Source organism: Gilliamella sp. Nev3-1, assembly GCF_001690435.1.
GTDB lineage: Bacteria > Pseudomonadota > Gammaproteobacteria > Enterobacterales > Orbaceae > Gilliamella > Gilliamella apicola_C.
This window is the reverse complement of the sequence record NZ_LZHN01000020.1, coordinates 14,519-36,017: the sequence shown is the minus strand read 5'-3', so window position 1 is coordinate 36,017 and position 21,499 is coordinate 14,519. Positions and strand designations below refer to the sequence as shown.

The 21,499-nt window shown below is 36.5% G+C and carries 33 protein-coding genes and 1 tRNA gene; 22 read left to right on the top strand and 12 right to left on the bottom strand.

Going from position 1 to position 21,499, the window contains the following annotated elements; translation table 11 throughout:
* Positions 1-61: 61 nt before the first annotated feature.
* Together tgt and A9G40_RS04275 are read left to right on the top strand one after the other, a co-directional pair.
* Positions 62-1,198, top strand: a complete 1,137-nt coding sequence (tgt, locus tag A9G40_RS04280; protein ID WP_065582052.1) for a tRNA guanosine(34) transglycosylase Tgt — start codon at positions 62-64, stop codon at positions 1,196-1,198.
* 84 nt (positions 1,199-1,282) lie between these two features.
* Positions 1,283-1,359, top strand: a tRNA-Pro gene (locus tag A9G40_RS04275).
* Between the two features lie 772 nt (positions 1,360-2,131).
* Here the strand turns inward: A9G40_RS04275 and A9G40_RS04270 are convergent.
* The 12 genes from A9G40_RS04270 to A9G40_RS04220 form a co-directional block, all read right to left on the bottom strand.
* Positions 2,132-2,494 (bottom strand): Mor transcription activator family protein, encoded by a 363-nt coding sequence (locus A9G40_RS04270; RefSeq protein WP_065567026.1) that lies wholly within the window; start codon positions 2,492-2,494, stop codon positions 2,132-2,134.
* A gap of 3 nt (positions 2,495-2,497) precedes the next feature.
* A complete protein-coding gene (locus tag A9G40_RS04265; protein ID WP_065582051.1) occupies positions 2,498-3,004 on the bottom strand; it encodes a hypothetical protein in 507 nt (168 codons plus the stop codon).
* A gap of 10 nt (positions 3,005-3,014) precedes the next feature.
* The gene (locus A9G40_RS04260; RefSeq protein WP_065582050.1) at positions 3,015-3,416 is read right to left on the bottom strand and encodes a gp16 family protein; all 402 of its coding nucleotides are present in this window, start codon (positions 3,414-3,416) and stop codon (positions 3,015-3,017) included.
* Complete coding sequence (locus tag A9G40_RS04255) at positions 3,417-3,833, bottom strand: hypothetical protein (protein ID WP_065574267.1); 417 nt, start codon at positions 3,831-3,833, stop codon at positions 3,417-3,419. It lies immediately after the preceding gene.
* Positions 3,826-3,969, bottom strand: a complete 144-nt coding sequence (locus tag A9G40_RS14905; RefSeq protein ID WP_176700438.1) for a hypothetical protein — start codon at positions 3,967-3,969, stop codon at positions 3,826-3,828. Before A9G40_RS14905 ends, A9G40_RS04255 begins: the two co-directional genes overlap by 8 nt.
* A gap of 2 nt (positions 3,970-3,971) precedes the next feature.
* Positions 3,972-4,493, bottom strand: coding sequence for a host-nuclease inhibitor Gam family protein (locus A9G40_RS04250; protein ID WP_065582049.1), 522 nt, complete (start codon positions 4,491-4,493; stop codon positions 3,972-3,974).
* Positions 4,494-4,508: 15 nt separating this feature from the next.
* Positions 4,509-4,784 (bottom strand): hypothetical protein, encoded by a 276-nt coding sequence (locus tag A9G40_RS04245; RefSeq protein ID WP_065582048.1) that lies wholly within the window; start codon positions 4,782-4,784, stop codon positions 4,509-4,511.
* Positions 4,781-6,010 (bottom strand): ExeA family protein, encoded by a 1,230-nt coding sequence (locus tag A9G40_RS04240; protein ID WP_065582047.1) that lies wholly within the window; start codon positions 6,008-6,010, stop codon positions 4,781-4,783. The genes A9G40_RS04245 and A9G40_RS04240 overlap by 4 nt, the downstream gene beginning before the upstream one ends.
* Positions 6,010-7,797 (bottom strand): DDE-type integrase/transposase/recombinase, encoded by a 1,788-nt coding sequence (locus tag A9G40_RS04235; protein WP_065582046.1) that lies wholly within the window; start codon positions 7,795-7,797, stop codon positions 6,010-6,012. Before A9G40_RS04235 ends, A9G40_RS04240 begins: the two co-directional genes overlap by 1 nt.
* A gap of 30 nt (positions 7,798-7,827) precedes the next feature.
* The gene (locus A9G40_RS04230) at positions 7,828-8,730 is read right to left on the bottom strand and encodes a hypothetical protein (RefSeq protein WP_442902708.1); all 903 of its coding nucleotides are present in this window, start codon (positions 8,728-8,730) and stop codon (positions 7,828-7,830) included.
* An 89-nt stretch (positions 8,731-8,819) separates the two neighbouring features.
* Positions 8,820-9,128, bottom strand: coding sequence for a helix-turn-helix domain-containing protein (locus tag A9G40_RS04225; RefSeq protein WP_065582044.1), 309 nt, complete (start codon positions 9,126-9,128; stop codon positions 8,820-8,822).
* Between the two features lie 45 nt (positions 9,129-9,173).
* Positions 9,174-9,368, bottom strand: coding sequence for a DNA-binding protein (locus A9G40_RS04220; protein WP_065582043.1), 195 nt, complete (start codon positions 9,366-9,368; stop codon positions 9,174-9,176).
* An 84-nt stretch (positions 9,369-9,452) separates the two neighbouring features.
* On the opposite strand from A9G40_RS04220, the gene A9G40_RS04215 reads away from it, so the two are divergent.
* The 20 genes from A9G40_RS04215 to A9G40_RS04130 all read left to right on the top strand — a co-directional run bounded on the left by A9G40_RS04215 (position 9,453) and on the right by A9G40_RS04130 (position 21,491).
* Complete coding sequence (locus tag A9G40_RS04215) at positions 9,453-9,866, top strand: helix-turn-helix domain-containing protein (RefSeq protein ID WP_065582042.1); 414 nt, start codon at positions 9,453-9,455, stop codon at positions 9,864-9,866.
* Positions 9,867-9,870: 4 nt separating this feature from the next.
* Positions 9,871-10,332 (top strand): hypothetical protein, encoded by a 462-nt coding sequence (locus A9G40_RS04210; RefSeq protein WP_065582041.1) that lies wholly within the window; start codon positions 9,871-9,873, stop codon positions 10,330-10,332.
* Positions 10,329-10,688, top strand: coding sequence for a hypothetical protein (locus tag A9G40_RS04205; protein WP_065582040.1), 360 nt, complete (start codon positions 10,329-10,331; stop codon positions 10,686-10,688). The genes A9G40_RS04210 and A9G40_RS04205 overlap by 4 nt, the downstream gene beginning before the upstream one ends.
* An 8-nt stretch (positions 10,689-10,696) precedes the next feature.
* Positions 10,697-11,023, top strand: a complete 327-nt coding sequence (locus A9G40_RS04200; RefSeq protein ID WP_065582039.1) for a hypothetical protein — start codon at positions 10,697-10,699, stop codon at positions 11,021-11,023.
* A gap of 214 nt (positions 11,024-11,237) precedes the next feature.
* A complete protein-coding gene (locus tag A9G40_RS04195; RefSeq protein ID WP_065582038.1) occupies positions 11,238-11,600 on the top strand; it encodes a helix-turn-helix domain-containing protein in 363 nt (120 codons plus the stop codon).
* Positions 11,601-12,065 carry an ImmA/IrrE family metallo-endopeptidase gene (locus A9G40_RS04190; protein ID WP_065582037.1) on the top strand — a complete coding sequence of 155 codons (465 nt, stop codon included), beginning with the start codon at positions 11,601-11,603 and terminating at the stop codon, positions 12,063-12,065.
* Positions 12,066-12,267: 202 nt separating this feature from the next.
* Positions 12,268-12,417: a hypothetical protein gene (locus A9G40_RS14900; protein WP_174798514.1), complete on the top strand. Its 150-nt coding sequence runs from the start codon at positions 12,268-12,270 to the stop codon at positions 12,415-12,417.
* A 146-nt stretch (positions 12,418-12,563) separates the two neighbouring features.
* Positions 12,564-12,980: a putative holin gene (locus tag A9G40_RS04185; protein WP_065582036.1), complete on the top strand. Its 417-nt coding sequence runs from the start codon at positions 12,564-12,566 to the stop codon at positions 12,978-12,980.
* Between the two features lie 2 nt (positions 12,981-12,982).
* A complete protein-coding gene (locus A9G40_RS04180; protein ID WP_081302144.1) occupies positions 12,983-13,606 on the top strand; it encodes a transglycosylase SLT domain-containing protein in 624 nt (207 codons plus the stop codon).
* Positions 13,599-14,066 (top strand): hypothetical protein, encoded by a 468-nt coding sequence (locus A9G40_RS04175; protein WP_065582035.1) that lies wholly within the window; start codon positions 13,599-13,601, stop codon positions 14,064-14,066. The genes A9G40_RS04180 and A9G40_RS04175 overlap by 8 nt, the downstream gene beginning before the upstream one ends.
* On the top strand, positions 13,987-14,178 hold the full coding sequence (locus tag A9G40_RS15735; RefSeq protein ID WP_442902707.1) for a hypothetical protein: 192 nt from the start codon (positions 13,987-13,989) through the stop codon (positions 14,176-14,178). The genes A9G40_RS04175 and A9G40_RS15735 overlap by 80 nt, the downstream gene beginning before the upstream one ends.
* A complete protein-coding gene (locus A9G40_RS04170; RefSeq protein ID WP_065582034.1) occupies positions 14,171-14,371 on the top strand; it encodes a TraR/DksA C4-type zinc finger protein in 201 nt (66 codons plus the stop codon). The genes A9G40_RS15735 and A9G40_RS04170 overlap by 8 nt, the downstream gene beginning before the upstream one ends.
* On the top strand, positions 14,368-14,670 hold the full coding sequence (locus A9G40_RS04165) for a DUF2730 family protein (protein ID WP_065564393.1): 303 nt from the start codon (positions 14,368-14,370) through the stop codon (positions 14,668-14,670). The genes A9G40_RS04170 and A9G40_RS04165 overlap by 4 nt, the downstream gene beginning before the upstream one ends.
* A 6-nt stretch (positions 14,671-14,676) precedes the next feature.
* Positions 14,677-14,973, top strand: a complete 297-nt coding sequence (locus A9G40_RS04160) for a VpaChn25_0724 family phage protein (protein ID WP_065582033.1) — start codon at positions 14,677-14,679, stop codon at positions 14,971-14,973.
* Positions 14,942-15,520: a phage protein Gp27 family protein gene (locus A9G40_RS04155; RefSeq protein ID WP_218057937.1), complete on the top strand. Its 579-nt coding sequence runs from the start codon at positions 14,942-14,944 to the stop codon at positions 15,518-15,520. The genes A9G40_RS04160 and A9G40_RS04155 overlap by 32 nt, the downstream gene beginning before the upstream one ends.
* Positions 15,517-16,866 carry a terminase large subunit domain-containing protein gene (locus A9G40_RS04150; RefSeq protein WP_081302143.1) on the top strand — a complete coding sequence of 450 codons (1,350 nt, stop codon included), beginning with the start codon at positions 15,517-15,519 and terminating at the stop codon, positions 16,864-16,866. The genes A9G40_RS04155 and A9G40_RS04150 overlap by 4 nt, the downstream gene beginning before the upstream one ends.
* Positions 16,866-18,362 carry a DUF935 domain-containing protein gene (locus tag A9G40_RS04145; RefSeq protein ID WP_141675186.1) on the top strand — a complete coding sequence of 499 codons (1,497 nt, stop codon included), beginning with the start codon at positions 16,866-16,868 and terminating at the stop codon, positions 18,360-18,362. The genes A9G40_RS04150 and A9G40_RS04145 overlap by 1 nt, the downstream gene beginning before the upstream one ends.
* Positions 18,355-19,581, top strand: a complete 1,227-nt coding sequence (locus A9G40_RS04140) for a PBECR2 nuclease fold domain-containing protein (protein WP_065582030.1) — start codon at positions 18,355-18,357, stop codon at positions 19,579-19,581. The genes A9G40_RS04145 and A9G40_RS04140 overlap by 8 nt, the downstream gene beginning before the upstream one ends.
* Positions 19,582-19,685: 104 nt before the next feature.
* Complete coding sequence (locus tag A9G40_RS04135) at positions 19,686-20,168, top strand: phage virion morphogenesis protein (RefSeq protein ID WP_065582067.1); 483 nt, start codon at positions 19,686-19,688, stop codon at positions 20,166-20,168.
* Between the two features lie 231 nt (positions 20,169-20,399).
* Positions 20,400-21,491 carry a hypothetical protein gene (locus tag A9G40_RS04130; protein ID WP_065582029.1) on the top strand — a complete coding sequence of 364 codons (1,092 nt, stop codon included), beginning with the start codon at positions 20,400-20,402 and terminating at the stop codon, positions 21,489-21,491.
* Positions 21,492-21,499 lie beyond the last annotated feature (8 nt).

Sequence of the window (21,499 nt, the reverse complement as noted above, 5' to 3'; positions counted from 1 at the left end):
TACGCATTATAACAATAATTCGCGCCAAACTGTTTATTTGGTCGCAAGAGGTTAACAAAAAATGAAATTTGAACTAGATAATACTGACGGGTTAGCTCGTCGTGGGCGAATGAAATTCGATCGCCGTGGAGTTGAATACACTGTTGAAACCCCAGCGTTTATGCCTGTAGGCACTTATGGCACGGTAAAAGGTATGACGCCAGAAGAAGTTGCTGCAACAGGTGCGCAAATATTACTCGGTAATACTTTTCACTTATGGCTAAGGCCAGGGCAAGAAATCATGCGTAAACATGGTGATTTGCATGACTTTATGCAATGGAAAGGACCTATTTTAACCGATTCAGGTGGGTTTCAAGTTTTTAGTTTAGGCGATATTCGAAAAATCAAAGAAGAAGGTGTTCATTTTCGTAATCCAATTAATGGCGATTCGATTTTCTTATCGCCTGAAATTTCAATGGAAATCCAATACGATCTGGGTTCTGATATTGTAATGATTTTTGATGAATGTGCCCCCTTTCCCGCTGATTGGGATTATGTCAAAAAATCAATGGAAATGTCTTTACGTTGGGCTAAACGCAGCCGACAACGCTTTGATGAATTAGGCAACAAAAATGCACTATTTGGTATTGTGCAAGGTGGTATTCATCAAGAATTACGGGATATTTCAATTAAAGGATTAACTGAAATAGGCTTTGACGGTTACGCGGTTGGCGGGTTAGCGGTTGGTGAACCCAAGGCTGATATGCACCGTATATTAGAAGGCACTTGCCCACAATTACCCGCTGATAAACCCCGTTATTTAATGGGGGTGGGGAAACCTGAAGATTTAGTCGAAGGCGTACGCCGTGGTATTGACATGTTTGACTGTGTGATGCCAACCCGCAATGCCCGCAATGGTCACTTATTTGTTACCAATGGTGTGATTAAAATTCGTAATGCTAAATATAAAGATGACACAACACCACTTGATCCTCATTGTGATTGCTATACGTGTAAAAATTACACTAAATCGTATCTTCATCACTTAGATAAATGTGGTGAGATTTTAGGTGCACGTTTAAATACCATTCATAATTTACGTTATTATCAACGCTTAATGTCTGAAATTCGTGAGGCGGTTGCTAACAAATGTTACGAGGATTTTGTTGTTGAATTTTATCAACGTATTGGTAAAACACCAGCACCGTTAGCAAAATAAAAATCTCAAGCCTATTTTTTGCTATATATTTTTTACTATAAGTATTGACACTTTTCAGGAAGCGAAGTATTATGCGCTTCCTAACGGCGAGTAGCGCAGCTTGGTAGCGCAACTGGTTTGGGACCAGTGGGTCGGAGGTTCGAATCCTCTCTCGCCGACCATCTCCTTTATGACATATTAAAAAATCTACTTTCCCTTTTATGGCTATAGTTTTATAGGAAGTTAGCCATTTGGATTCTGCATTTTTATTTTACAACAAAAAATTAAATAAAATCAATGGCTTTTCTGACTGATTTTTCAGTGCAAAATGGCTTATTTTGAGAGCTGTGTGATTTTGGGCGTTTTGCTTTTTGTGGATAAAATAGGCTACTGTTATCACATTCGATTTGGGTAGGCTTTGTGCTAAATCTCCGACCTCATGCATGGCTGTCGTGGTATATTTTGGTGCCGAATCATAACCATCAGTAACCGATTGGTGATTTAGCAATTGAGGATTTTATAGTTTAAAAATTAGTCAGAAAAGTCATTGATTTTATTAAAGTTTTTCTGGTTATTTTTTGGATTAAAACATGAGGTGCAATTTTAAACTCAGTGAAGTGAAGAAAGTAGAAAGGTGATTTATACTCGCTACTTCACACCGCCACAGTTTAAAGATTACAATGCATTATAATCACCTTTTTAGGAAGGAACGATACCCAGTTTTCATATTATTCCAAGCTAGAAAGAATAAAAAAGAGATAGTTCAACGGCCAATAGGCATCCTTCGACAACTAGTTTAGGTCAAAATGAAACAGAACATGATAAATAATAACAGAATGATGAGATAAATGGGATATAGCAAAATAAACAGGGAAATATTGAAATTGTTTTTTGAAAAAGTGTTACAAAATATGAAATAAAAAATTGCCTAAAAAATTTTGTTCTAAAAATTGATTAGGCATCATTGAAATCAAATAAGGCTGGTTGTTTTTCTTTTATCATTCGTTTATGAACTCGGTCGATTACTTTTCTAATACCTCGTTCTGTCATATTATATTTTTGGCTGAGTTCTGCATAATTATTACCTTTAAATGCATCATAAATTTGTAGATCGCGTTTGTTTAACTTAAAAAAATAATCTCTTGGAAATGTGAAATTTTGACCACCAAATAGTTCTGAAATTGTATTTGCAATGTTATCACCTAACTGTGCTGCAATATCTTCAGGTAAACCATAATCCATTGCGTCGTTAGCCGCAGATAATGATACATGTGTTAGTAATTCGTGACGTTTGATAGACATTGCAGACTTTGTCATAATTTACGCTCCTGTTTTCTTCTTATACCAATCTAGTGCACCAGGTATATTTTTTTCTAATTTATTAAAATCAATACCGGCTCTATACATCTGTTCAAAATACTCTTCATTACTGCTACGAACAGGTTTATCTTCTTCTTTATGTTCAACGTACGCAAATAAATGCTTAGTAGAATCATAAACTGACTTTAGATAATTATGATTTTTAAACGGCTTATATTCACCTAGTGCACGCTTAGCGTGAATATTATTGACGGTTTCTCTTAGCGCATGTGCCAGATGCCTGCTAGGTTGATATAATTTTAAAACTTCATTGATTAGGTTTACTGCTCTAGAATTGCTTAAATTTGATTTTTGAGTACGAAATAAACCAATATAGGCAATCATTGGTTTAGCACAGCCATAGCTTAAATTACTTACTAATATCAGTAATTCTCTACCAGAATCATCCTCAACCAATGCGTCTAAATTAATTTCGTTATGGCAAATAGGGCAACGTGTTAATTTCATACTTCTTCCTTTATATGCGTGCTTGCCAACTTTTTAGGCTTTCAATTACAACCATTGCTTGTTTTTGAGTCAGCCAATCCATCACTTCAACACCAGTAATACGTTTTACATAAGAATTGATAGCTTTTTCAGAACGATTTTTGATTTCACTTGCATCAGCTAGTTCTAGCCATAATGAGCGTATTTTTTTATGAACTGGTTCTGTAGCTGTTATCTTCCCCGTTTTTTTTGATGATTTAACTTTAAAACCTTTTAATTTCAAATTAGTTATAACTTTTTCTAGTTCCCAAACTGTCATATCCTTAGTGCTAGTTTTTTTAGTTATAGTCAGTAATAGATGACGATAGATATCGTCATCTAAATTAAGTTGTGTTTTAGCTATATGAATAAGCTTGATGTATTTAGATTTCATCTAGATAGAACCTGATTTTAACTTAACATATTCGGCATAGAGTTCATCATATATCTGTCCATCGACATAACCCTGCCCCTGAACTTCACGCATAAACGAATGTTCATGACTGATTGAAACATGATAATCAGGCATATAGCGTTTAGGATTAGAAAATTTAGTTTTCATTATCAAATTAAATTTTTCTAATAAATCAAATTCATTAGCTATATCAACCAAAATATCTTTAGCATCATCATTTATTGATGGTAGTTTACCTAAATTTTTTTTTATGATTCTTTCAATATCATTTCTAATTGATTCATTTAAGTCAGAAAATGCGACAAAAGATAATTGACCTCCTAAAATATTTTGATTTGCATGAAAAGACGGTTCTTTACCATTTTCAAATTCAATTATTAATGTCACTTTACCCATTTGCTAATTCCTCCAACTCATCGATGATGCGATCAGCTTCACATTCAGATAAACCATACTCTTTACAATGAGCTATAAAATTAGCTATCTGGCTTAATACAAATTGATGCAAAATATAAAAATCTTGTGTTTGCATGATTAGATAACCTCCTGTTCAAATGGGACTATTGCAAAATCCTCTACATCTTTTTTAATGGTAATACCTGGTACATGAGCGACAACGTTTGCTTCATTTAAAATAGCTTCTTTATTAACTTCTTCTTTTGTACGAATAAATCGTTCTAGGTTTAGTTTTTTCAGGGTTTCTATAACAGTTTCTACACCACGAATAACACACGATGGCGGTCGATTACGCCACTGAACCTCTCCAGTAACTAGATTTGCAGTCTTAACTTTACCGTTATTTGTCAGCTCGTCACGGTTTGCTTCGCACCAAATTTGGATACCTTGTTGTATTTCCGCTGACTTCTTTTTTAATACTTCAATATTTGATGAATAACTTGCGGTAATTTCAGCGATTTTATCGTTCATTTCAGCTTCTAAACGAATCAATTCACGTTGAATATCACCCAGATATTTAATAGCTTCTGATGCTTGTTTTTTAGATTGCACAACATAGATTGACGCGGTAGCTTTAATACGTTTTTTGGCTTTTATCATTTTTATCGCTCCTAATTAATGCAAACGACTAATATCGCGCTCTTTCCACACAATTCGGCAACCATTTAATTCAAATTGCCCAAATCGATAATAACCTTCGTAACGGTAATATGTTGCTCGACCAGCTTCTATATACTTATTGCACTTGGGATGATGCTCAATTTCAATTGTCGGTTTTGACAGTGAATCATGATAAAAACCAATGGCCGTTAGATCTTCGTTAGATAATATATTTACAGCTTGATTAACCGCATTTATCCCATTATTAATTAACTGATTAGTTTTCATCATAGATCTCCCCGTTCTTTAATACATTCAGCAATTACTTCACCAGTAACTTTGGGTGCACCAATGCGTGCTGCTAGGTTTAATGCATTTGATACCAAATTGTTAACCGCTAGCGGGTAACATAATGACCGCACTTGCTTTTCACCACGGCGAGTTGTTGCAACACGTAATCGATTGATAATTTCAGTAAATGCCGATGAATCAAATAACGTTGTATAGTCCATATCAACACGTGAAAACTTATGTTTGATATATTCTTCAACTTTAAAATCTAATGGTTTTAGGTTTACCACCTCGCAACGTTGCACAACTTCACGAACTTCGGGGTTATACTCTGATAGTTTTGTTTGTAACTCTGTTTGACCAATTAAAATAATTGATAGTAGTTTTTTAAAGCCTTCTTGTAACTCATAAAATCGCTTTAAGTGCTTTAATGTCGGGATTGGTAATCCATGTGCTTCTTCAATAATTAACAAATGTTTACGACCAGATAATGCACTATTTTTAAGTAAAGTATGCATTTGCCTTGCCCGTGCTTCAGCACTGCGTTTTGGCTTGACTTGTGGATCAATCGCATTGATGATTGCGCCACTAATATCCATGCTTTTTAGTGATTTACCTTTTACTTCATTGTCTTCTAAACCAAGCACATACGGCTCAACAACCGTTATTGGTTCATGATTAATATTGATCCAATCAATTAAATCGTGCCGTAGTGTTGATTTACCGCTACCTGATTCACCAATTACTGCTAACATTCCGCCGTGTTTTGCTGTTTGGCGCATTGCAGCACGTACATAACGAATATCATCAGATAGATAAACATCGGCATCCTGTGTCATTTCGTCAGTGAACGGATCACGAGGAATGCGAAAATGTGCCCGTGCATCTCGATTTATAGTTTGTTTTCGTAGTAACATATAGGCTGACTCCTTTGTTAAGTTTTCATTTGAGTCAACTGGCACAGCGTCGTCCGCCAAGATTCCGGCTGTGCCAGTTTCTTCTTCAAAAATATTCAGTAAATAATCGTTATTTAAACCTAGTTTAATTAACGCTTTTTCAATTTTTTGTTCTAGTTCATTACGAACTATTGAACGTGGCCAAATGTTGTGATTAACAAGCTGATTAATAACGGCTTGACTGATTGAGTTACCTTTATACTCAATCATTCGAGCCAACTGCGCTTGTTTAATATTGAACTGTGCCATCACACTTTTTAATTTCAGCATTATTTAACAATCCTTAGTCCTGTTGTACCGTCACAAACTGCAATTGGGGCGATAAACGAATGAATTAATGACTCTAGCGCGTCTTCCGGAACGCCGTTTTTATAACTTGCTGATAACCATTTATTTTCATCTATTGTTAATCTGCGGCCGATTGAGCTAGTAATACGCATTAAAGCGGCTGTTAGCGTTAATGTTGTTGTAGCTGGCTTTAAATGCTCAGGTGTTTCAATTTCATTACCTTTTTTAGCACTTGCTAAATAAGCCGGATGTTCAATATTATCTAAATAATCCAGTGTGTTAAGCTTGCCACCGAACGGCGCAACTTGTTTTTGTTTAGCTTTTTTGATTTCATCTTCGCTCATATCTGGATATGCAACTTGATCCATTGCTTTAGCGGCTTGTTCAATTTCAGTATCACCTTTCGATTTATATTCCTCGCCAATCACCGGTGCATCTAAACGTTGTCCAAACTGATCATAATTACGGTCAGGTTCAACACGATAAATCAGTGCTTCACCGTCATAACGATGTACTTCAATTTGAATAGCACAATCACCATAAACTAATGACCGCACACTAACTTTATCTTTAACAGCAATACCATCTAAGCCTTTTAAACTATAAATAAGCGAACTATCCGCTTGCGGATGTTTAAAGCTAATGGTTAAATCGGGGCGAACTTGACGCTCTTGCTCACGGCTTGCCATCAGTGCTTTACAAACATCAATGGGTGGTAATAAGCGTAATTGCTCTGCTGTAATGTATTGCCAAAGCCCCTGGCGTGAAACTGGCTCTGATAACCCAATACGACGCAAACGTGTATCTTGCCCCGGTAAACGATTGGCGTTGTATGCTTCCGCCCAGTTCATTGCTGCATGATTTAATTCATCAATACTACCAACAGGTTGAAACTTTAAACGGCTTTCAAATTGTGTTTCGATGATATTATTGGCATTTTCAACACCACCTTTCGCTCTTGCATTACCCGCTTCGTGTTCCAGATATTTAACTTCTAAATGGTCTAACAAATTCTTGATTGCTGATGATGTATTAGCTGAACCTTTATCCCAATACAATAGTTTTGGTACACCATGAAATAAGCGTCCATTTTGCTTACCCCAAGCAAACATTAAAAATTGGAATAATGAGTGTTGGTTTTCGCCTGCTGCTTCAACGTACCATGGTATAATCATGCCGGATGCACGGTCGTACAATGTGTAACGCCAGACCTTAAATTTGACTTTGTCAAAATTAGCCAATTTATTCTTGTAAAATTCACTGTCACGCATAATATGTTGTTTATTTTTCATGTAATAAATCAAGCATAATGACGGATCAATTTCATGGACATGGTTTGGATGTAATGCGCGTAATGACTGTACAGGATTTGCCATTTTTTGAGCCTTGACATTCATTTTCTCATTTCGTAACACTCGATTTATTTGAGCGTTACTTAAGCTAATGTTGTGTCCGTTTTGTTCAAGGATTCCTCTGATTGTTGGCGTAAACATGGTTTGCTTACCATTTTCTCGAATAGATGCTTTGATAGCCGAACTAAGAACTATCAACGAATCTCTAGAAAGACTGGTTTTCCCTTTTCCTTCCCGTGTTGCTCGTTCACTTGACCAACCGCTAAACTCTTTTAAATAACGATAAAGCGTTTGACGAGATATTCCTAAAAAAACCACAGCATTATTAATAAGTTCTCCTCGTTTCCCGTGTGGAGCTTTATCTAGCTTTGTTGCTAATTCATTTACATAGTTACGAATATCTTGTTTTATAGCCATTTAAATCACCTAAAATATCATCTAATTTAATTAGCGTTGAGCCATAATGAATTCAAATTCATCAAGATTTAAACCAAGCTCTGTCGTAAATTTATTGGCTAATTCTTTTTCAATTGCAATGGCTTGTTTTTTTATTGTTCCAATGCCTCCATGAATCATTTGAACACTTACAGCAAAAGAATCCGGCAATGAATATGGTTGTTCAGGATCATAACTTGGATCATTTTCAAATATCTCAAATTGGAGTTTTTCTAAATTTTCAATCAATTGGCGGAAATTTTCTAATTTGGATTTAACATCCGATAAAGAATCTCCAACTATTTTTTCGACATTAACTAAACGCTCATCCAACGGCACGGTTTTCATTTCAAATTGAGCCAGTTTTATTGCTAATTCTTCCTTTTCTTTCGCTACATCCGCATTACGCTTGCTTAATGCTTTGTAGTCAGCTTGCAAATTACTATTTTCTTTTTTGAGCTGCTCTTTTTCCTTGGCATTTTTAGCAATAAATTCTTCTGCTAACTCAACTAATGCTTCTTTATCGCCTGCTTTAGCAACTTCAATTAATGCCGTTTTTTGGTCTTCGGGTAGTTTTCGGTATTGACGTAATTCACGGTAACCGATGCCCATACGAGACATAGACTCAAGGGCTTCCTCGCCGAATGATTTTAGGTTTGCTATATCTTGATTAGCTTTTTCATCAGATACTCCTAACAATGAACAAAATTCTTCCCAAGTTCCTTTTAACTCCAAACCGTTTGGAGTTTTTTTCCCTGATAAATTACGATAAAGCTTGTTTTCTTTAACAAAATTTAATTTAGAAGCCCAAACGGTTTGGGAAAATTTTTCAAAAGCATCAGCCATTTGAGCCTGACCTAAAAGCTGGTTAACTAGGTCACGATCCTCACTATATTCACTTTGAATTGTGGTCATAGTATTCATTACTTCATTAATCCCTTGCTCATCAATTGCAGGTAATTCAATTGCTTCTTTTGTTGGATTTGCTGTTCTTGCCATTTTATTTATCCTCTTGAACCAGCCGTAATACGCTGATTGATTTCTGTTATTTGGTCTTGCATTTTAGTGATATGGATTGCATGCGCTTGGGCTATTTGCAACATTTGCACACTATGAGCAAATAAGCCATTATCTAGCTTAATTACCAATCCTTCCTCAATAAGAGTTTGTAACGCCCTAGTAACATTAACCGGTGATTCATTAATCATCTTTGCGATATCGCCGTTGGATAAACCTGTTAATGTATAGCCTTTTAGCGCTTTGAGTACCTTAAGTATTCGAGTGCCAGATGTTGAAATTTGTGAACTATGCATGTTTTTTACCCTTTTTCTATATATGAAAAACTGTTACAATCAGGGTTATAAGGCTTGTTTTAAGCCAAGTTTTACTGCGATTTCGTGCATTTTGCCGCGACTTGCTTTAGTAAAACCGTTGGTAACTCGGTAAACGTCAATTGGGTGATAGCCGTTATCATGTGCCCACTTTGTAAATGTCAGTCCCTTTTGACGGAACTGTTGCTTTACTTGTTCGGGAGTAAGAACTTTCGCAGTCATTTTTTTGCTCCTTTTGTTACGAATATATGTGTAATTTATGTATTATATTATGAGAACTTTAATTCTCATTGTCAAGGTTATTTTATGAACTTTAATTCTCATTCAGTGAACCGATTAAAAGAAGAAAGAAAAAGATTAAAACTTACACAAGTGGATATGGCTTTAATTTGTGGTATTTCTCGTGAAATGTGGGGGAAATATGAGAGGGGAATAGCAATACCCGGAGGAGAAATTTTTGCAGCATTAGCTATTGCAGGTGTTAATGTACAATTCATTCTTACAGGCGAACGACAATCCGGATTAATTTTATCCAGAGAAGAAAAAGAATTAATTGAATTATATCGTAATGCACCATTAGCTATTAAAGCTGCTGCACTGGGAGCTTTAACAGCAGGAACAGCTCAGCAGACATCCGCTAAACAAATTTTTAACGGAAATATAGATGGTCAAGTTTCTGCAGAAAATATTTATAATATTGGGGTGAAAAGGAAAAGGTGAGATTATGGAGCAACACTTTAATCATACGGTTGGACAAGTTGCGGCAAATAATATCTATAATATTTATATTGAGCTAATAAACAAAAAATTAGATATTAGTGAATTATCTTCACAGCACTTATTGCTAGCTATTGATTATATAAAACAAGAAAATAAACTAATAATCAGAAAGAAATTTTTTAACTTACCGTCTGTTGCAATTTTGATTATTTCCCTGTCCATTTTCTCAATAGCCGCGATGAACTGGTATTTCATGGCTTCTGGCGGTTTTCTAAATCACAACTGCGTTTTTTCTGGAGATACATTTTTTCTAATTATGATATCTGCTTTAATTTTGATTACAATTTTAATTCGAGTTTTGTGTATTAAAACTAAATATTTACAGCCGATTTTATCTGAAAATAACCAAATTATTTATGAATTAGAGCTAGAAATTGAAAAAAGAAAATTGAGGGGCGAAAAATGAAAATAATAAATAAATTGTTTTGTTCATTTTTTATTTTGTTTAGTGTTTTTTGGTTGGCTAGCTGTGATTCTCATAGTGATTATGAAAACCAAATTATTAATTACTTAGAACTTAATTTAAAAGATTTTGATAGTGCTAAGTACAAATTCGAAAAACCAGTTAGGGTAAAGATAAACGGAGATAATGCAGATATTATTTTATACTACGTTAATTCTAAAAATAGCTTTGGCGCCTATACTGGTTTTCACGAACGAATATTTGCATTTTTTACAGATAAAGACATGCAATATAAAAATAAGGATATTACTGAAGGCGTAAATGTTGGCTATTACAAAATTGAATCTATAAATAAATAGGATTAAGTATGAATAAATTAAATTTACTCATTTTATGTTTAGCTTTAGTTTTAACTGGCTGTGCGACTAAAAATTACGGTCGTCAGGGAGAATTAACCCAATATGAAAAAGACACGATGACATGCCGTGAAATTGCGTTAGAACAAGCGAAAATAGAAGGCTTTAAAGAACATGTAGAAAAAGAAAGCCAATTTGATGGACGTTCTGTTTTATCGTTTTTAGGTGACTTTGGCGTTGGTAATGTTATTGAAAAAGGTGAAGCGTTGAAAAGTGCGAATAGGCGGTTGGAGCAATTAAAAGATGTTGAAAAACAGAAGGAATGTGGGGAAGAGTAAAATTCCTTATGAACAGATCATTTAAATCTAAAAATCAAACAACCTAATAATTTATTTATATTTTATAGAAATATACAATTTTAAAATTAGAACCTTTAATTTCTTTCAACTAAAAATAAGTTTTAATTTACCAAAATGGTTGAATTGGCCTTTTTTTCATGATAAATTAGGGCGGTATTTGTATATCAAATACTATAACAGGAGAAACAAAATTATGGCACTGACAGAATTTGGCAAAGTAGTAAGAAAAGCAAGAATAGACATTGGCTATACGCTATTGACTATGTCTAAAGAGCTTGAAACAACACCTGCTTACCTTAGTGGCCTAGAAACAGGATTAAAAAAGATCCCTAAAAATTGGGTTGAAAAAATATCTAACTTTTTCAAATCCAAAAATCACGAAATAAATAATTTGCAAGAATTAGCTGATGTGTCAAATGAAAATGTCAATATTAGTGGTTTGTCTTTGCAACAACAGATGTTAATTGCAGGTTTTGCTAGATCCCCATTTAATGCTGAGGAACTAAAGCGATTAGCTAAATTATTTGAAGATATTAATAAAAAAAGGATTGATTAAATGATTGAAAAGTACCAAATGCGTGGAAATCGAGTTGAACCAATGGAAGTTGATGATATAAAAATAAAAGCAATTAACTCTTGCAAGGTCTTTAAGCTTTCAAAAGAAATGAAAATTAATTTTGATGCTGTATTTGAAAACTTAGCTTTATATGGAATAACATTACAAGTAATTTCGGATAAAGACTGGTTAGGTGTCACTGAGGGGCATTGTGATCCTAACGATTTTACCATTAGTATACCAAATAAAACTTATGTGGCAGCCTCTAAAGGGAAAAGAGAAGCTTTATTTACTATTTTCCATGAGATGGGGCATATTTTATTAGGACATAAGGCTATTTTACACCATTCTCAACATCAACCAACTTATAAAGAAGATGCTGAATGGCAAGCTGATTTATTTGCTTCAACTATATTATTAGAAATTGGAATTGAACGTCAATATTCGTTTGATTTCGAAGTGTAAAAAGCACTTATTTACGGTAAGTGCTTTTTATTTTGGGTGTTAGTTACATATTTTACGGATATGACTAACTTGTTAACAACCATAAGAACATTTGGGTGTCTAATGGAACTTTTGAAAAAGCGAATAGATTATACTTATTATTTTCTATTAAGCAATAGTTTATTTGTGCTCTAAATGTTCTCCTTTTGATAGGAGATATCGCATGAGTGATTTTATTTGTCCTCGCTGTGGTAATGCTTGTGGGTATACATTTGCTAGATATATAGTCAAAAATGGCAAGACTATTTATCCTAAAAAGGCAAAAGCTTTTCGTATACCACAGTGTGAATGCGCTAATAAAACAGCCGCTTAACACTTAATAAAGTCGTCACTTAATTGTGACGACTTTTTTTAGTTATTCTTATAGAAAAGCAGAATTTAATCTGCCCCCGTTCAAATTACATTTCAAGTAAGTAAGATCATAATAACCTCATACATTAATTTAATTATGAGGTTTTTATGGAACACCCTATCAAAAAATTATCCCAAGTACGCCTTCTCAAATGGTATTTAGTTGCTATTACTTTATTTGCAATTATTACGTTACTCTCGCCTCAGCAATTACCAGTTGTTGCTTATAAGTTGGCTTTAGTCTTGCTTTCTGCTGTGATTGGTTACCACCTAGACCGTGCACTTTTCCCTTATGCATCTCCTGGAGGTTATTTATATAACGATTGGAAAGAGTTTGGTCCTAATTTTTATACTCAGCAATATATTGAATCTTTAGAAAACAATGAACGACCAGAGGCAATGGATTCCAAAATGTGTGCGGAATACCCTGTTCTTGATGAGTATCGAAACCTATTTGCGGTTGTTCTGATTCGTCGGGCGTTGATTGTTTCCGCTGTGATTCTTGGTGTAACTCTTGGATTATAACCATGCGTTATTTAACTTTAATTATTGTGTTTATGCTGTTTAGTTGTCATTTAGCGCCTGCTATAGCAGGTGTACCAAATGATGCTAAGCAACATCAACGGGAACTGGCACGTAATGCACGAGCCATATTTGGCCTTGATGCACCCATTGCATTATTTGCTGCGCAAATTCATCAAGAATCTCGTTGGAAAGTAAACGCAAAATCACATGTAGGTGCTCAAGGTTTGGCGCAGTTTATGCCAGCAACGGCGGATTGGATTGCGGGAGCGTACCCAAAAACACTGGGCAGCAATGAACCTTATAACCCGTCATGGTCTCTTCGGGCATTGGTTCAATATGATTATTGGTTATATCAACGTATAAATGAAACTGCTAGCGATTGTGACAGGTGGGGATTCACTCTCTCAGCATATAACGGTGGGCTTGGTTGGGTGAATCGTGATCGTCAGCGAGCAAAACGAGAATATCAAGATTCTGGGCATTATTGGGGGGTAGTTGAAAATATTAATGGTGGTCGTAAAAGCATTAATTTTAAAGAAAACCGTGATTATCCAATTCGTATTATCTACCGTTGGCAACCTGTTTATATAAATGAAAATTGGGGTTTAGGAGTTTGTGATGATTAGAAATATAGGCAAATTAATCAAAAGCTTTTTTGTGAACAATAAAAGTTATTTTTTGTTGGGAATATTTTTGATTGTTGGTTTTGGTTCACTTTACCAATTAGGTATCAGTCATGGCAAATCAATGGCTAAACAAGAATATATTGCTTTAGAAGCACAACAAGCAATGAATACTTTAAGCCAATTTATTGAGAGTACAAAGCAACTAACTAAAACTGCTAATGATGCAAGTTATTCATTGTCACAGCAGATAGTAGAAAGGAAATTATATGATGAACAATCAACCCAAGCATTACAAGATGCACTTAATAAAACGGCTAATGATCGCAGTCATTGCGTGTTTGATGATAGTGTCTTGCAGTTCATCGACTCGGCCCGTGCAAATGCAGCTCAAGCAACAGCCCATGGCTTTACCAGCACAACTGACGGTACCATGCGAATTACCCGTAAAACGAAGAAATAATACCGCTGATGGTTTAGCTCAAGCCTTAAAACAGCTTTATGACCAATATGGGCAGTGCTCAGGTCGATTTATTGAACTAATAAAATATATCAACGAGGTAAATAATGGATAACGCTGATTTAGCATCAACTGTTGAAATGGAAGCACGGGAACGAATACTAGCAAAACATCAAGCAAAGACAGGAGTATCAAGTCTGTATTGTCGAATCTGTGAAGAGCCTATAGCTGAAGAACGTCGAAAAGCATTAGTGACTGATTTATGTATTGAATGTGCTTCGATAGAAGAAAAAAGGAATAAACGATGAATTTTAACGAACTTACCTTTAATTGGCAGTTTTTGCAGTGGGTTGTAATGGCAGTGGTTGGAGTGTACTCATGGTTAATTGGTCGTCAATCGGCTAGCCAAAAAGAATTATTAGATTTACGTATTCGAGTAACACAAGTCGAAGAAACAGTTAAGTCATTACCAACTCAGCACCAAGTAACCAAATTGATTGAAAAATTAAGTAGCAATGAAGCAACTTTAAATCAGTTATCTGATCGGCTTTCAGGATTATCACGTCAATTAGATAACATTAACCAATTTTTATTAAAGAACAAGTGAGGAATTATGAGCTACGCTGAATTTTTAAAAGAAGATCAACGTTTGGTTATTTTGCGTATCTTATATGAAATGCCAAGTTATAGCAGTAATTCTAGCATTATCTATAGTGCGTTAGATCACTATGGTCACGCTATTAGCCGAGACCAAGTTAAAACCCATTTAAGTTGGCTTGGGCAGCAAGACTTAATCAAAATCGAAACAATCGGTAGTGTTATTGTTGCTCGTTTAACCGATTTTGGTGCTGATGTTGCAACAGGAAAAGCGATTGTGCATGGCGTCAAACGACCAGGCGCAGGAGCTTAATATGGGACGTAAATCAACGATCCACAAATTAGAGCCTGAGGTACGTAGTTATATTGAGAAACTACTACGAGCAGATCAACTTACACTGGATGAAATGATTGCCGAACTGCAACAAACGTTTCCAAGTACTGATACGCCAAGTCGTTCCAGTCTTCACCGCTATCAAAAAGGTTTTAATGAAATGACCAATAGCTTACGTGAAATTGAAACAGCATCACGTATTTTGGTTGATGAATTGGGTGATAGTGTTGATGACAAATCAGGAGCACTACTTGCACAAGCGGTCACAACGTTAGCAACACGTGCCGCATTTAAAGCACATGAATCAGAAGATATCACTATCAAGGAAATTAGTTTTTTAGCAAAAGCGGCTAAAGAGGCCATGCAAGCAAGGCAATTAAGTTTTAAAGAGCGGCAAGAAATCGAAAAAGCCGCACGTGAAAAGTTATTGCGTGAGCAAAAAGAAAAACTGGATGAGCTAGAAAAAACAGGCGAAGTACCAGCTGAAATGTTAGCTAAAGTAATTAAAGCGGCGTATGACTTATGACAGTAAAAAATGAACCAGCCTTAAAACTCTATGACTATCAAAAACAGTGGGTAAACGACACTAGCCGTTTTGCTATTGCGATGTTCTCTCGTCAATGCGGTAAAACCTTTACCAGTACTTTGCAAATTGTTCTCGATTGTTTGCGAGCTGAAGCTCAGGGGAAACGTGCGCGTTGGGTTATTTTATCACGTGGTGAACGTCAAGCACGTGAAGCCATGAATGAGGGGGTTAAAGTTCATTTGCGTGCAATGTCCGCAGGTTTTAAAGAACTCGATTATGATTGGGATGCCAATATTCGAGCGTTAGAAGTTGAATTACCAGGTGGCAGTAAAATTACTGCTTTACCTGCCAATCCAGACACCGCTCGTGGTTTTAGTGCTAGTGTTTTACTGGATGAATTTGCCTTTCACCAAGATAGCCGTGCGATTTGGAAAGCATTGTTCCCTGTTATTTCAAAACCTGGATTAAAATTGCGAGTCATTAGTACCCCCAATGGCAAAGGCAATAAGTTTTATGAGCTGATGACAAGCAAAGATGATGGTTGGTCACGTCATACTGCTGATATTTATCAATGTGTGGAAGATGGTTTACCGCGTAATATTGAAGAGTTGCGACGAGGTGCCGGTGACGACGATTTATGGGCGCAAGAGTTCGAGCTTAAGTGGTTAGATGAAGCGAGTAGTTGGCTGGATTTTGATTTAATTACTAGCGTTGAAAATGAAAAAGCAGGTGTTCCTGAACATTATACGGGCAATCCTTGTTTTGTTGGCGTTGATATTGCTGCACGTAATGACTTATTTGTTATTTGGGTTATTGAGCAAATAGGTGATGTGCTTTGGACTCGTGAAATTATTGAACGCAAGCGTATTTCATTTGCTGAGCAGGATTATTTACTTGATGAGGTTTTTCGTCGTTATCGTGTTATACGTATCTGTATGGACCAAACAGGTATGGGGGAAAAACCGGTGGAAGATGCTAAACGGCGCTATGGTGAAATGGTTGTTGAAGGTGTGCTATTTACGGCTTCAAATAAATTAACATTAGCAACACAAGGTAAACAAGTTTTTCAAGATAGAAAAATTCGTATTCCATCGGGCAATAATGCCCTTCGTGCTGACTTGCATAAGTTAAAAAAAGTCACTGGTTCAACGGGACAACCACGCTTTGTTGCTGATTCAGATAGTAATGGCCATGCCGATAGAACGTGGGCTGCTTTTCTTGCCATTAATGCTGCAAGTCAAGGCGTATGTGAAATTGAATACCAATCACTAGGCGTTCGTGATTCTTACCGTTCATTGAATCAATATTCGAGTAGCTCAGAAAACGATTTTGGAGGATTTATTTAATGTTATGGTTTAAAGGCAAAAAGCCACATGTTGAAACAGGACGAGAGCTGGCAGGCACAGGTGAAAATAATGATATTACTAAATTATATGTTGGTTCGCTAGCGCAGCCAGATGATAGTGTTCTTCGTAATCGGGGTGGTGGTCGTTTAGATATTTACAAAGAAGTTTTAAATGATGATGAAGTGAAATCGGCATTTACTCAACGCCAAGATGCGGTGATTTCACGCGAATGGAAAGTTGAACCGGGAGGCGATAACCCCATTGATATAGAAGCTGCTGAAGCTATGAATGAGTTACTGAAATCGATTGGGTTTGATCGTGTTACAAAACTTATGCATTATGGAGTGTTTTATGGTTATGCAGTTGCTGAACTTATCTATGGTATCAAGGGTAATTTATACTGGATCGACGATATTAAAGTTCGCGATCGCCGTCGTTTTCGCTTTACTCCAACCGGTGAATTGCGTTTACTAACACAAAATAATATGCATGAGGGCATAGCTTGTGATGCACCATATTTTTGGCATTATGCAACAGGTGCAGATCATGATGATGAACCTTATGGACATGGACTTGCTCATTGGCTTTACTGGCCAAGCTTTTTTAAACGCAATGATATTAAGTTTTGGCTGATTTTTCTAGAAAAATTTGGCATGCCAACGGCGGTAGGCAAATACGGCACAGGTGCAACACAAGAACAAAAACGTGATCTATTGTCGTTAACTCGTGCTATTCAAACCGATTCGGGCATTATTATTCCTGAGAGTATGACGTTAGATTTATTACAAATAGCACGATCAGGTGCGGGTGATTACAAGGCCTTTTATGACTCAATGAACGAAGCAATTCGCCGTGTGACAGTTGGCCAAATTACATCATCAGGGGGTGCATCAAGCTCAATCGGTGGTGATGAGTCATTGCAAGCAGCGGTACTAACATCAATTGCTAAATCAGATTCTGATGTAATGTGTGAAAGTTGGAATCGAGGTCCTGGCACATGGTTTACACAGATGAATTTTCCTGGGGCTGCTGTTCCGCAGGTTTCCCGCATTTTTGATGAACCGGATGATCTAAAATCAATGTCAGAGCGTGATAAAAATATTATTGAATCAACTGGCTTCCGTCCAACATTGGCTTATGTTCAAGATACATATGGTGGGGAGTGGGAAGAAAAACGACAACCAGAACAAGTTGATGAAGCGATTAAAACAGTAAAAACGGCTGAATTTGCTGAAGCACAAAAGCAAAATGATTTTGCGCCAGTACTGCAATCACAACGTTTAAACGCTGAAATGCAACCCGTTACTGATAAGTGGATTAATCAAATTAAAGAACTGGTTGATAGCGTACAATCATTAGAAGAATTACGTGATAAGTTATTTGAGCTAATTCCCGATATGCAATTAGATGAATATGCAAAGGTCATGGCTGAAGCATTAACAGCAGCTAATTTAGCAGGTCGCACAGAACTAATTGAGGATAGCAAAAATGGTTAATGTGGCATATGGCTCGTTGCCATTTAAAGAGCAAATTGAGTTTTTCCGGCGTAAAGCAAATGTGCCCACAAACAGCTATGTAGATATCTACAATAATGAGCATGATTATGCTTTTGTTGTGGCGGGTGCTAATCGTAATGCATTACTAAATGATTTTCGTGCAGCAATTGATAAAGCAATTAGCCAAGGCACAACACTGGATGAGTTCCGTAAAGACTTTGCTGAGATAGTTGAACGTCATGGTTGGAGTTATAACGGCGGTTTTAACTGGCGTACTCGTATCATCTATGAAACAAATTTAAACAGTTCTTATCAAGCTGGACGCTATCAACAATTACGTGATGCTAAGTTTCCATACATGGAATATTTGCATAGTGATTATGTTGAACATCCCAGAGAGCTTCATCAAAGTTGGGATCATCTGGTATTAGATTTTAATGATCCTTGGTGGAATACTCACTTTCCACCCAATGGCTATGGTTGTCAGTGCCGCGTTCGTGGGCGGACTAAAGGTGATCTAAAAAGAATGGGAAAAAATCAACCTGACAAAGCACCAACAATAAATTGGGTTGATAGAGTAATTGGTGAAAATAGCGGTAATCCACGTATTGTAAGATTGCCTGAGGGCATTGATCCAAGTTTTGAACATATACCAGGACAATCGAGGCTAGATAATTTTGTACCCAATCCATTAGATGCTGATCCCACTCTTAAGCGTGGCGTTCCGTCAAGCAAAGCAACTGATGAATGGCCAGCAATCCGTGAAGTAAGCAAAACTAGACTGTTAGAAAAAGGCTTAACTGAAGAAGATTATGCCAATATTTTCTTAAATGAATTTGGTGCAACATTAACCAATCCAGCTATTTTTAAAGATGTAGCCGGTGATGCATTAGTAATCGGTAAACAGCTTTTCACTGTTAGCAAAACTGGTGAATTGAAAGTTACAAAACGTGATCGTGAGCAATTTTTATTGTTACTTGCGGATTCGTTAAAACTGCCCGATGAAATTTGGACAAGAATGGAATACTTTGATCATCTACAAAAATCGGTGGTTCGCCGTCGCTATATCTCACGTTTTATGATTGATGGCGAAGTTAAGCCCATGCTAGCGGTATTTGAAGTGGGTGATGATGGTTGGTTAGGTGTGACAACATTTGCGCCTGATAACCCTGAATATTTAGAACAGCTTCGGGTCGGTGTTCGAGTTTTTAAACGATAATAAAATAAAACCCAATCACCGCCACGATTGGGTCGCTGCACGTGGGATTCGAGGCTTTGGCGGAAGCTGCCCGTACATACGATAAGTTAATTATAGGTGAAAAAATGACTGGCGTAAATATTGAGTTTAATATACAAGATGCGCTTGATGCCATGCTTTATATTGAAGCAGCCATAGATGATACTCAAAGTTTATTTAGTCATATGGGCGAAGTATTACTTGATATTCATGAAGCCAGATTTACGGCTCAAGAATCGCCCGATGGTGTACCGTGGAAAGAACTATCTCCTTGGTATAAAGACTCAAAACCCAAACAAAAAGATAAAATTTTAACGCTAGATGGTAATCTAAGAAGTACGTTGCATTGGCAGATTGAAGGTAATACCTTGTTGTTTGGTACGAACTTAATCTATGGCGCTATCCATCAGTTCGGCGGTATAATTAAACCAGTTAAGGGCAATGCATTAAATGTTGGCGGACGTCTAGCCAAACAAGTAGTAATTCCAGCCAGACCATGGCTTGGTATTAATGCCCAAGATAAATTACTATTGGTTGATATTGTGCGTGAGCACTTGGGTTTTGCTTAAAACGCAATATAACGCGTTTTAAGCCACTTTATTAAAAAAGGCTAATCAGTTTATTTACGAATCGCTTTAATCGTGTTGTAAATGCTTTATAATAAGTTTTTAGTGTATATTTCTTCTATTATTTTGCCGTTCCTCTTTCCAAATCATTAAAAATTTATCTGCCCGCGTTCAGATTACCCTTTTCTCAAAATAGATCATGATGCTCTATATCAATTTATTGGAGCATTTTTTATGGCACTTATCCCCGTTTTTAAACCTGGTACGCACACTGCGGTAGATGGTCGAAAAATCACTTTTACTTTAGAGAACTGTATTGATTTAGCAGAAAGCTACGATCCAAGTTTATCTGAAGCGCCTGCTGTAATCGGTCATCCAAAACTAACAGCTCCGGCTTACGCATGGGCAAAATCATTCGAAGTAAAAGATGGTTTGGTTTATGCCAAGTTAGATCAGATTAATCCAGAATTTGCTGAAGCCTATAATGCGGGAAGTTATAAAAAACGTTCACTTTCAATTTACTTACCCGATTCACCAGGCAACCCTAAGCCTGGTCATTATTATGCTCGTCACATCGGTTTTTTAGGTGCAGCAGCACCTGCTATTAAAGGCTTGCCTGATGCCAGTTTTGCGGAGTCTGACGGTGAGCAAGGTGCCGCAGAGTTCTCTATGGCTGATGAAGAATTTGATGAAAATTTGATTTCAATTTTAGCCAATTTACGTGACCTACTGATTGAAAAAGCCGGCATTGCCAGTGCTGACCTATTTTTACCGCAGTGGCGCCTTGAATCATTGCGTGCAATATCCGACCGAAAACAAAAGGAGAAAGAAAAAATGCCACAACCTTTAGATGCTAGCTTTGCAGAACAGCAAGCGGCAATTGATGCAAAAAATGCCGAACTTGCAACACGTGAAAAAGCATTGCTAGAAAAAGAACAAACTAACAAACGGGCAGAATTTGCCGCCTTTGCTGATGAATTAGTTAAATCTGGCAAATTATTACCTGCGCATAAAACTACAGTTGTTGAAGTATTTATGTCGCTAGGTAGTGAGCCGATCTCATTTGCTGAAGGTGATGCAACTGTTAACCGTGCCCCTGTTGATTTAATCAAAAAAGTACTTTCAGAGCGTCCCGCATTTATGGATTTTGCTGAAAAGTCGGGGGCGGATAACGATACTAAAGACTCTAAAGAAAGAGATGATAAACAAGATCCTAAAGTTATTGCTGATTTAGCAAAAAAATATCAACAAGAGCAAGCAGACAAAGGTATCACAGTTTCTATTTCCCAAGCTGTTGAGCATGTAACGAAAGCTAAAAAACAGTAAACAGCAAA

What these genes read in the sequence shown, in the direction of transcription:
- tgt (WP_065582052.1), top strand. Translation starts at nt 62, where the DNA reads ATGAAATTTGAACTAGATAATACTGACGGGTTAGCTCGTCGTGGGCGA.
- A9G40_RS04270 (WP_065567026.1), bottom strand. Translation starts at nt 2,494, where the DNA reads ATGACAAAGTCTGCAATGTCTATCAAACGTCACGAATTACTAACACAT.
- A9G40_RS04265 (WP_065582051.1), bottom strand. Translation starts at nt 3,004, where the DNA reads ATGAAATTAACACGTTGCCCTATTTGCCATAACGAAATTAATTTAGAC.
- A9G40_RS04260 (WP_065582050.1), bottom strand. Translation starts at nt 3,416, where the DNA reads ATGAAATCTAAATACATCAAGCTTATTCATATAGCTAAAACACAACTT.
- A9G40_RS04255 (WP_065574267.1), bottom strand. Translation starts at nt 3,833, where the DNA reads ATGGGTAAAGTGACATTAATAATTGAATTTGAAAATGGTAAAGAACCG.
- A9G40_RS14905 (WP_176700438.1), bottom strand. Translation starts at nt 3,969, where the DNA reads ATGCAAACACAAGATTTTTATATTTTGCATCAATTTGTATTAAGCCAG.
- A9G40_RS04250 (WP_065582049.1), bottom strand. Translation starts at nt 4,493, where the DNA reads ATGATAAAAGCCAAAAAACGTATTAAAGCTACCGCGTCAATCTATGTT.
- A9G40_RS04245 (WP_065582048.1), bottom strand. Translation starts at nt 4,784, where the DNA reads ATGATGAAAACTAATCAGTTAATTAATAATGGGATAAATGCGGTTAAT.
- A9G40_RS04240 (WP_065582047.1), bottom strand. Translation starts at nt 6,010, where the DNA reads ATGCTGAAATTAAAAAGTGTGATGGCACAGTTCAATATTAAACAAGCG.
- A9G40_RS04235 (WP_065582046.1), bottom strand. Translation starts at nt 7,797, where the DNA reads ATGGCTATAAAACAAGATATTCGTAACTATGTAAATGAATTAGCAACA.
- A9G40_RS04230 (WP_442902708.1), bottom strand. Translation starts at nt 8,730, where the DNA reads ATGACCACAATTCAAAGTGAATATAGTGAGGATCGTGACCTAGTTAAC.
- A9G40_RS04225 (WP_065582044.1), bottom strand. Translation starts at nt 9,128, where the DNA reads ATGCATAGTTCACAAATTTCAACATCTGGCACTCGAATACTTAAGGTA.
- A9G40_RS04220 (WP_065582043.1), bottom strand. Translation starts at nt 9,368, where the DNA reads ATGACTGCGAAAGTTCTTACTCCCGAACAAGTAAAGCAACAGTTCCGT.
- A9G40_RS04215 (WP_065582042.1), top strand. Translation starts at nt 9,453, where the DNA reads ATGAACTTTAATTCTCATTCAGTGAACCGATTAAAAGAAGAAAGAAAA.
- A9G40_RS04210 (WP_065582041.1), top strand. Translation starts at nt 9,871, where the DNA reads ATGGAGCAACACTTTAATCATACGGTTGGACAAGTTGCGGCAAATAAT.
- A9G40_RS04205 (WP_065582040.1), top strand. Translation starts at nt 10,329, where the DNA reads ATGAAAATAATAAATAAATTGTTTTGTTCATTTTTTATTTTGTTTAGT.
- A9G40_RS04200 (WP_065582039.1), top strand. Translation starts at nt 10,697, where the DNA reads ATGAATAAATTAAATTTACTCATTTTATGTTTAGCTTTAGTTTTAACT.
- A9G40_RS04195 (WP_065582038.1), top strand. Translation starts at nt 11,238, where the DNA reads ATGGCACTGACAGAATTTGGCAAAGTAGTAAGAAAAGCAAGAATAGAC.
- A9G40_RS04190 (WP_065582037.1), top strand. Translation starts at nt 11,601, where the DNA reads ATGATTGAAAAGTACCAAATGCGTGGAAATCGAGTTGAACCAATGGAA.
- A9G40_RS14900 (WP_174798514.1), top strand. Translation starts at nt 12,268, where the DNA reads ATGAGTGATTTTATTTGTCCTCGCTGTGGTAATGCTTGTGGGTATACA.
- A9G40_RS04185 (WP_065582036.1), top strand. Translation starts at nt 12,564, where the DNA reads ATGGAACACCCTATCAAAAAATTATCCCAAGTACGCCTTCTCAAATGG.
- A9G40_RS04180 (WP_081302144.1), top strand. Translation starts at nt 12,983, where the DNA reads ATGCGTTATTTAACTTTAATTATTGTGTTTATGCTGTTTAGTTGTCAT.
- A9G40_RS04175 (WP_065582035.1), top strand. Translation starts at nt 13,599, where the DNA reads ATGATTAGAAATATAGGCAAATTAATCAAAAGCTTTTTTGTGAACAAT.
- A9G40_RS15735 (WP_442902707.1), top strand. Translation starts at nt 13,987, where the DNA reads ATGCAGCTCAAGCAACAGCCCATGGCTTTACCAGCACAACTGACGGTA.
- A9G40_RS04170 (WP_065582034.1), top strand. Translation starts at nt 14,171, where the DNA reads ATGGATAACGCTGATTTAGCATCAACTGTTGAAATGGAAGCACGGGAA.
- A9G40_RS04165 (WP_065564393.1), top strand. Translation starts at nt 14,368, where the DNA reads ATGAATTTTAACGAACTTACCTTTAATTGGCAGTTTTTGCAGTGGGTT.
- A9G40_RS04160 (WP_065582033.1), top strand. Translation starts at nt 14,677, where the DNA reads ATGAGCTACGCTGAATTTTTAAAAGAAGATCAACGTTTGGTTATTTTG.
- A9G40_RS04155 (WP_218057937.1), top strand. Translation starts at nt 14,942, where the DNA reads ATGGCGTCAAACGACCAGGCGCAGGAGCTTAATATGGGACGTAAATCA.
- A9G40_RS04150 (WP_081302143.1), top strand. Translation starts at nt 15,517, where the DNA reads ATGACAGTAAAAAATGAACCAGCCTTAAAACTCTATGACTATCAAAAA.
- A9G40_RS04145 (WP_141675186.1), top strand. Translation starts at nt 16,866, where the DNA reads ATGTTATGGTTTAAAGGCAAAAAGCCACATGTTGAAACAGGACGAGAG.
- A9G40_RS04140 (WP_065582030.1), top strand. Translation starts at nt 18,355, where the DNA reads ATGGTTAATGTGGCATATGGCTCGTTGCCATTTAAAGAGCAAATTGAG.
- A9G40_RS04135 (WP_065582067.1), top strand. Translation starts at nt 19,686, where the DNA reads ATGACTGGCGTAAATATTGAGTTTAATATACAAGATGCGCTTGATGCC.
- A9G40_RS04130 (WP_065582029.1), top strand. Translation starts at nt 20,400, where the DNA reads ATGGCACTTATCCCCGTTTTTAAACCTGGTACGCACACTGCGGTAGAT.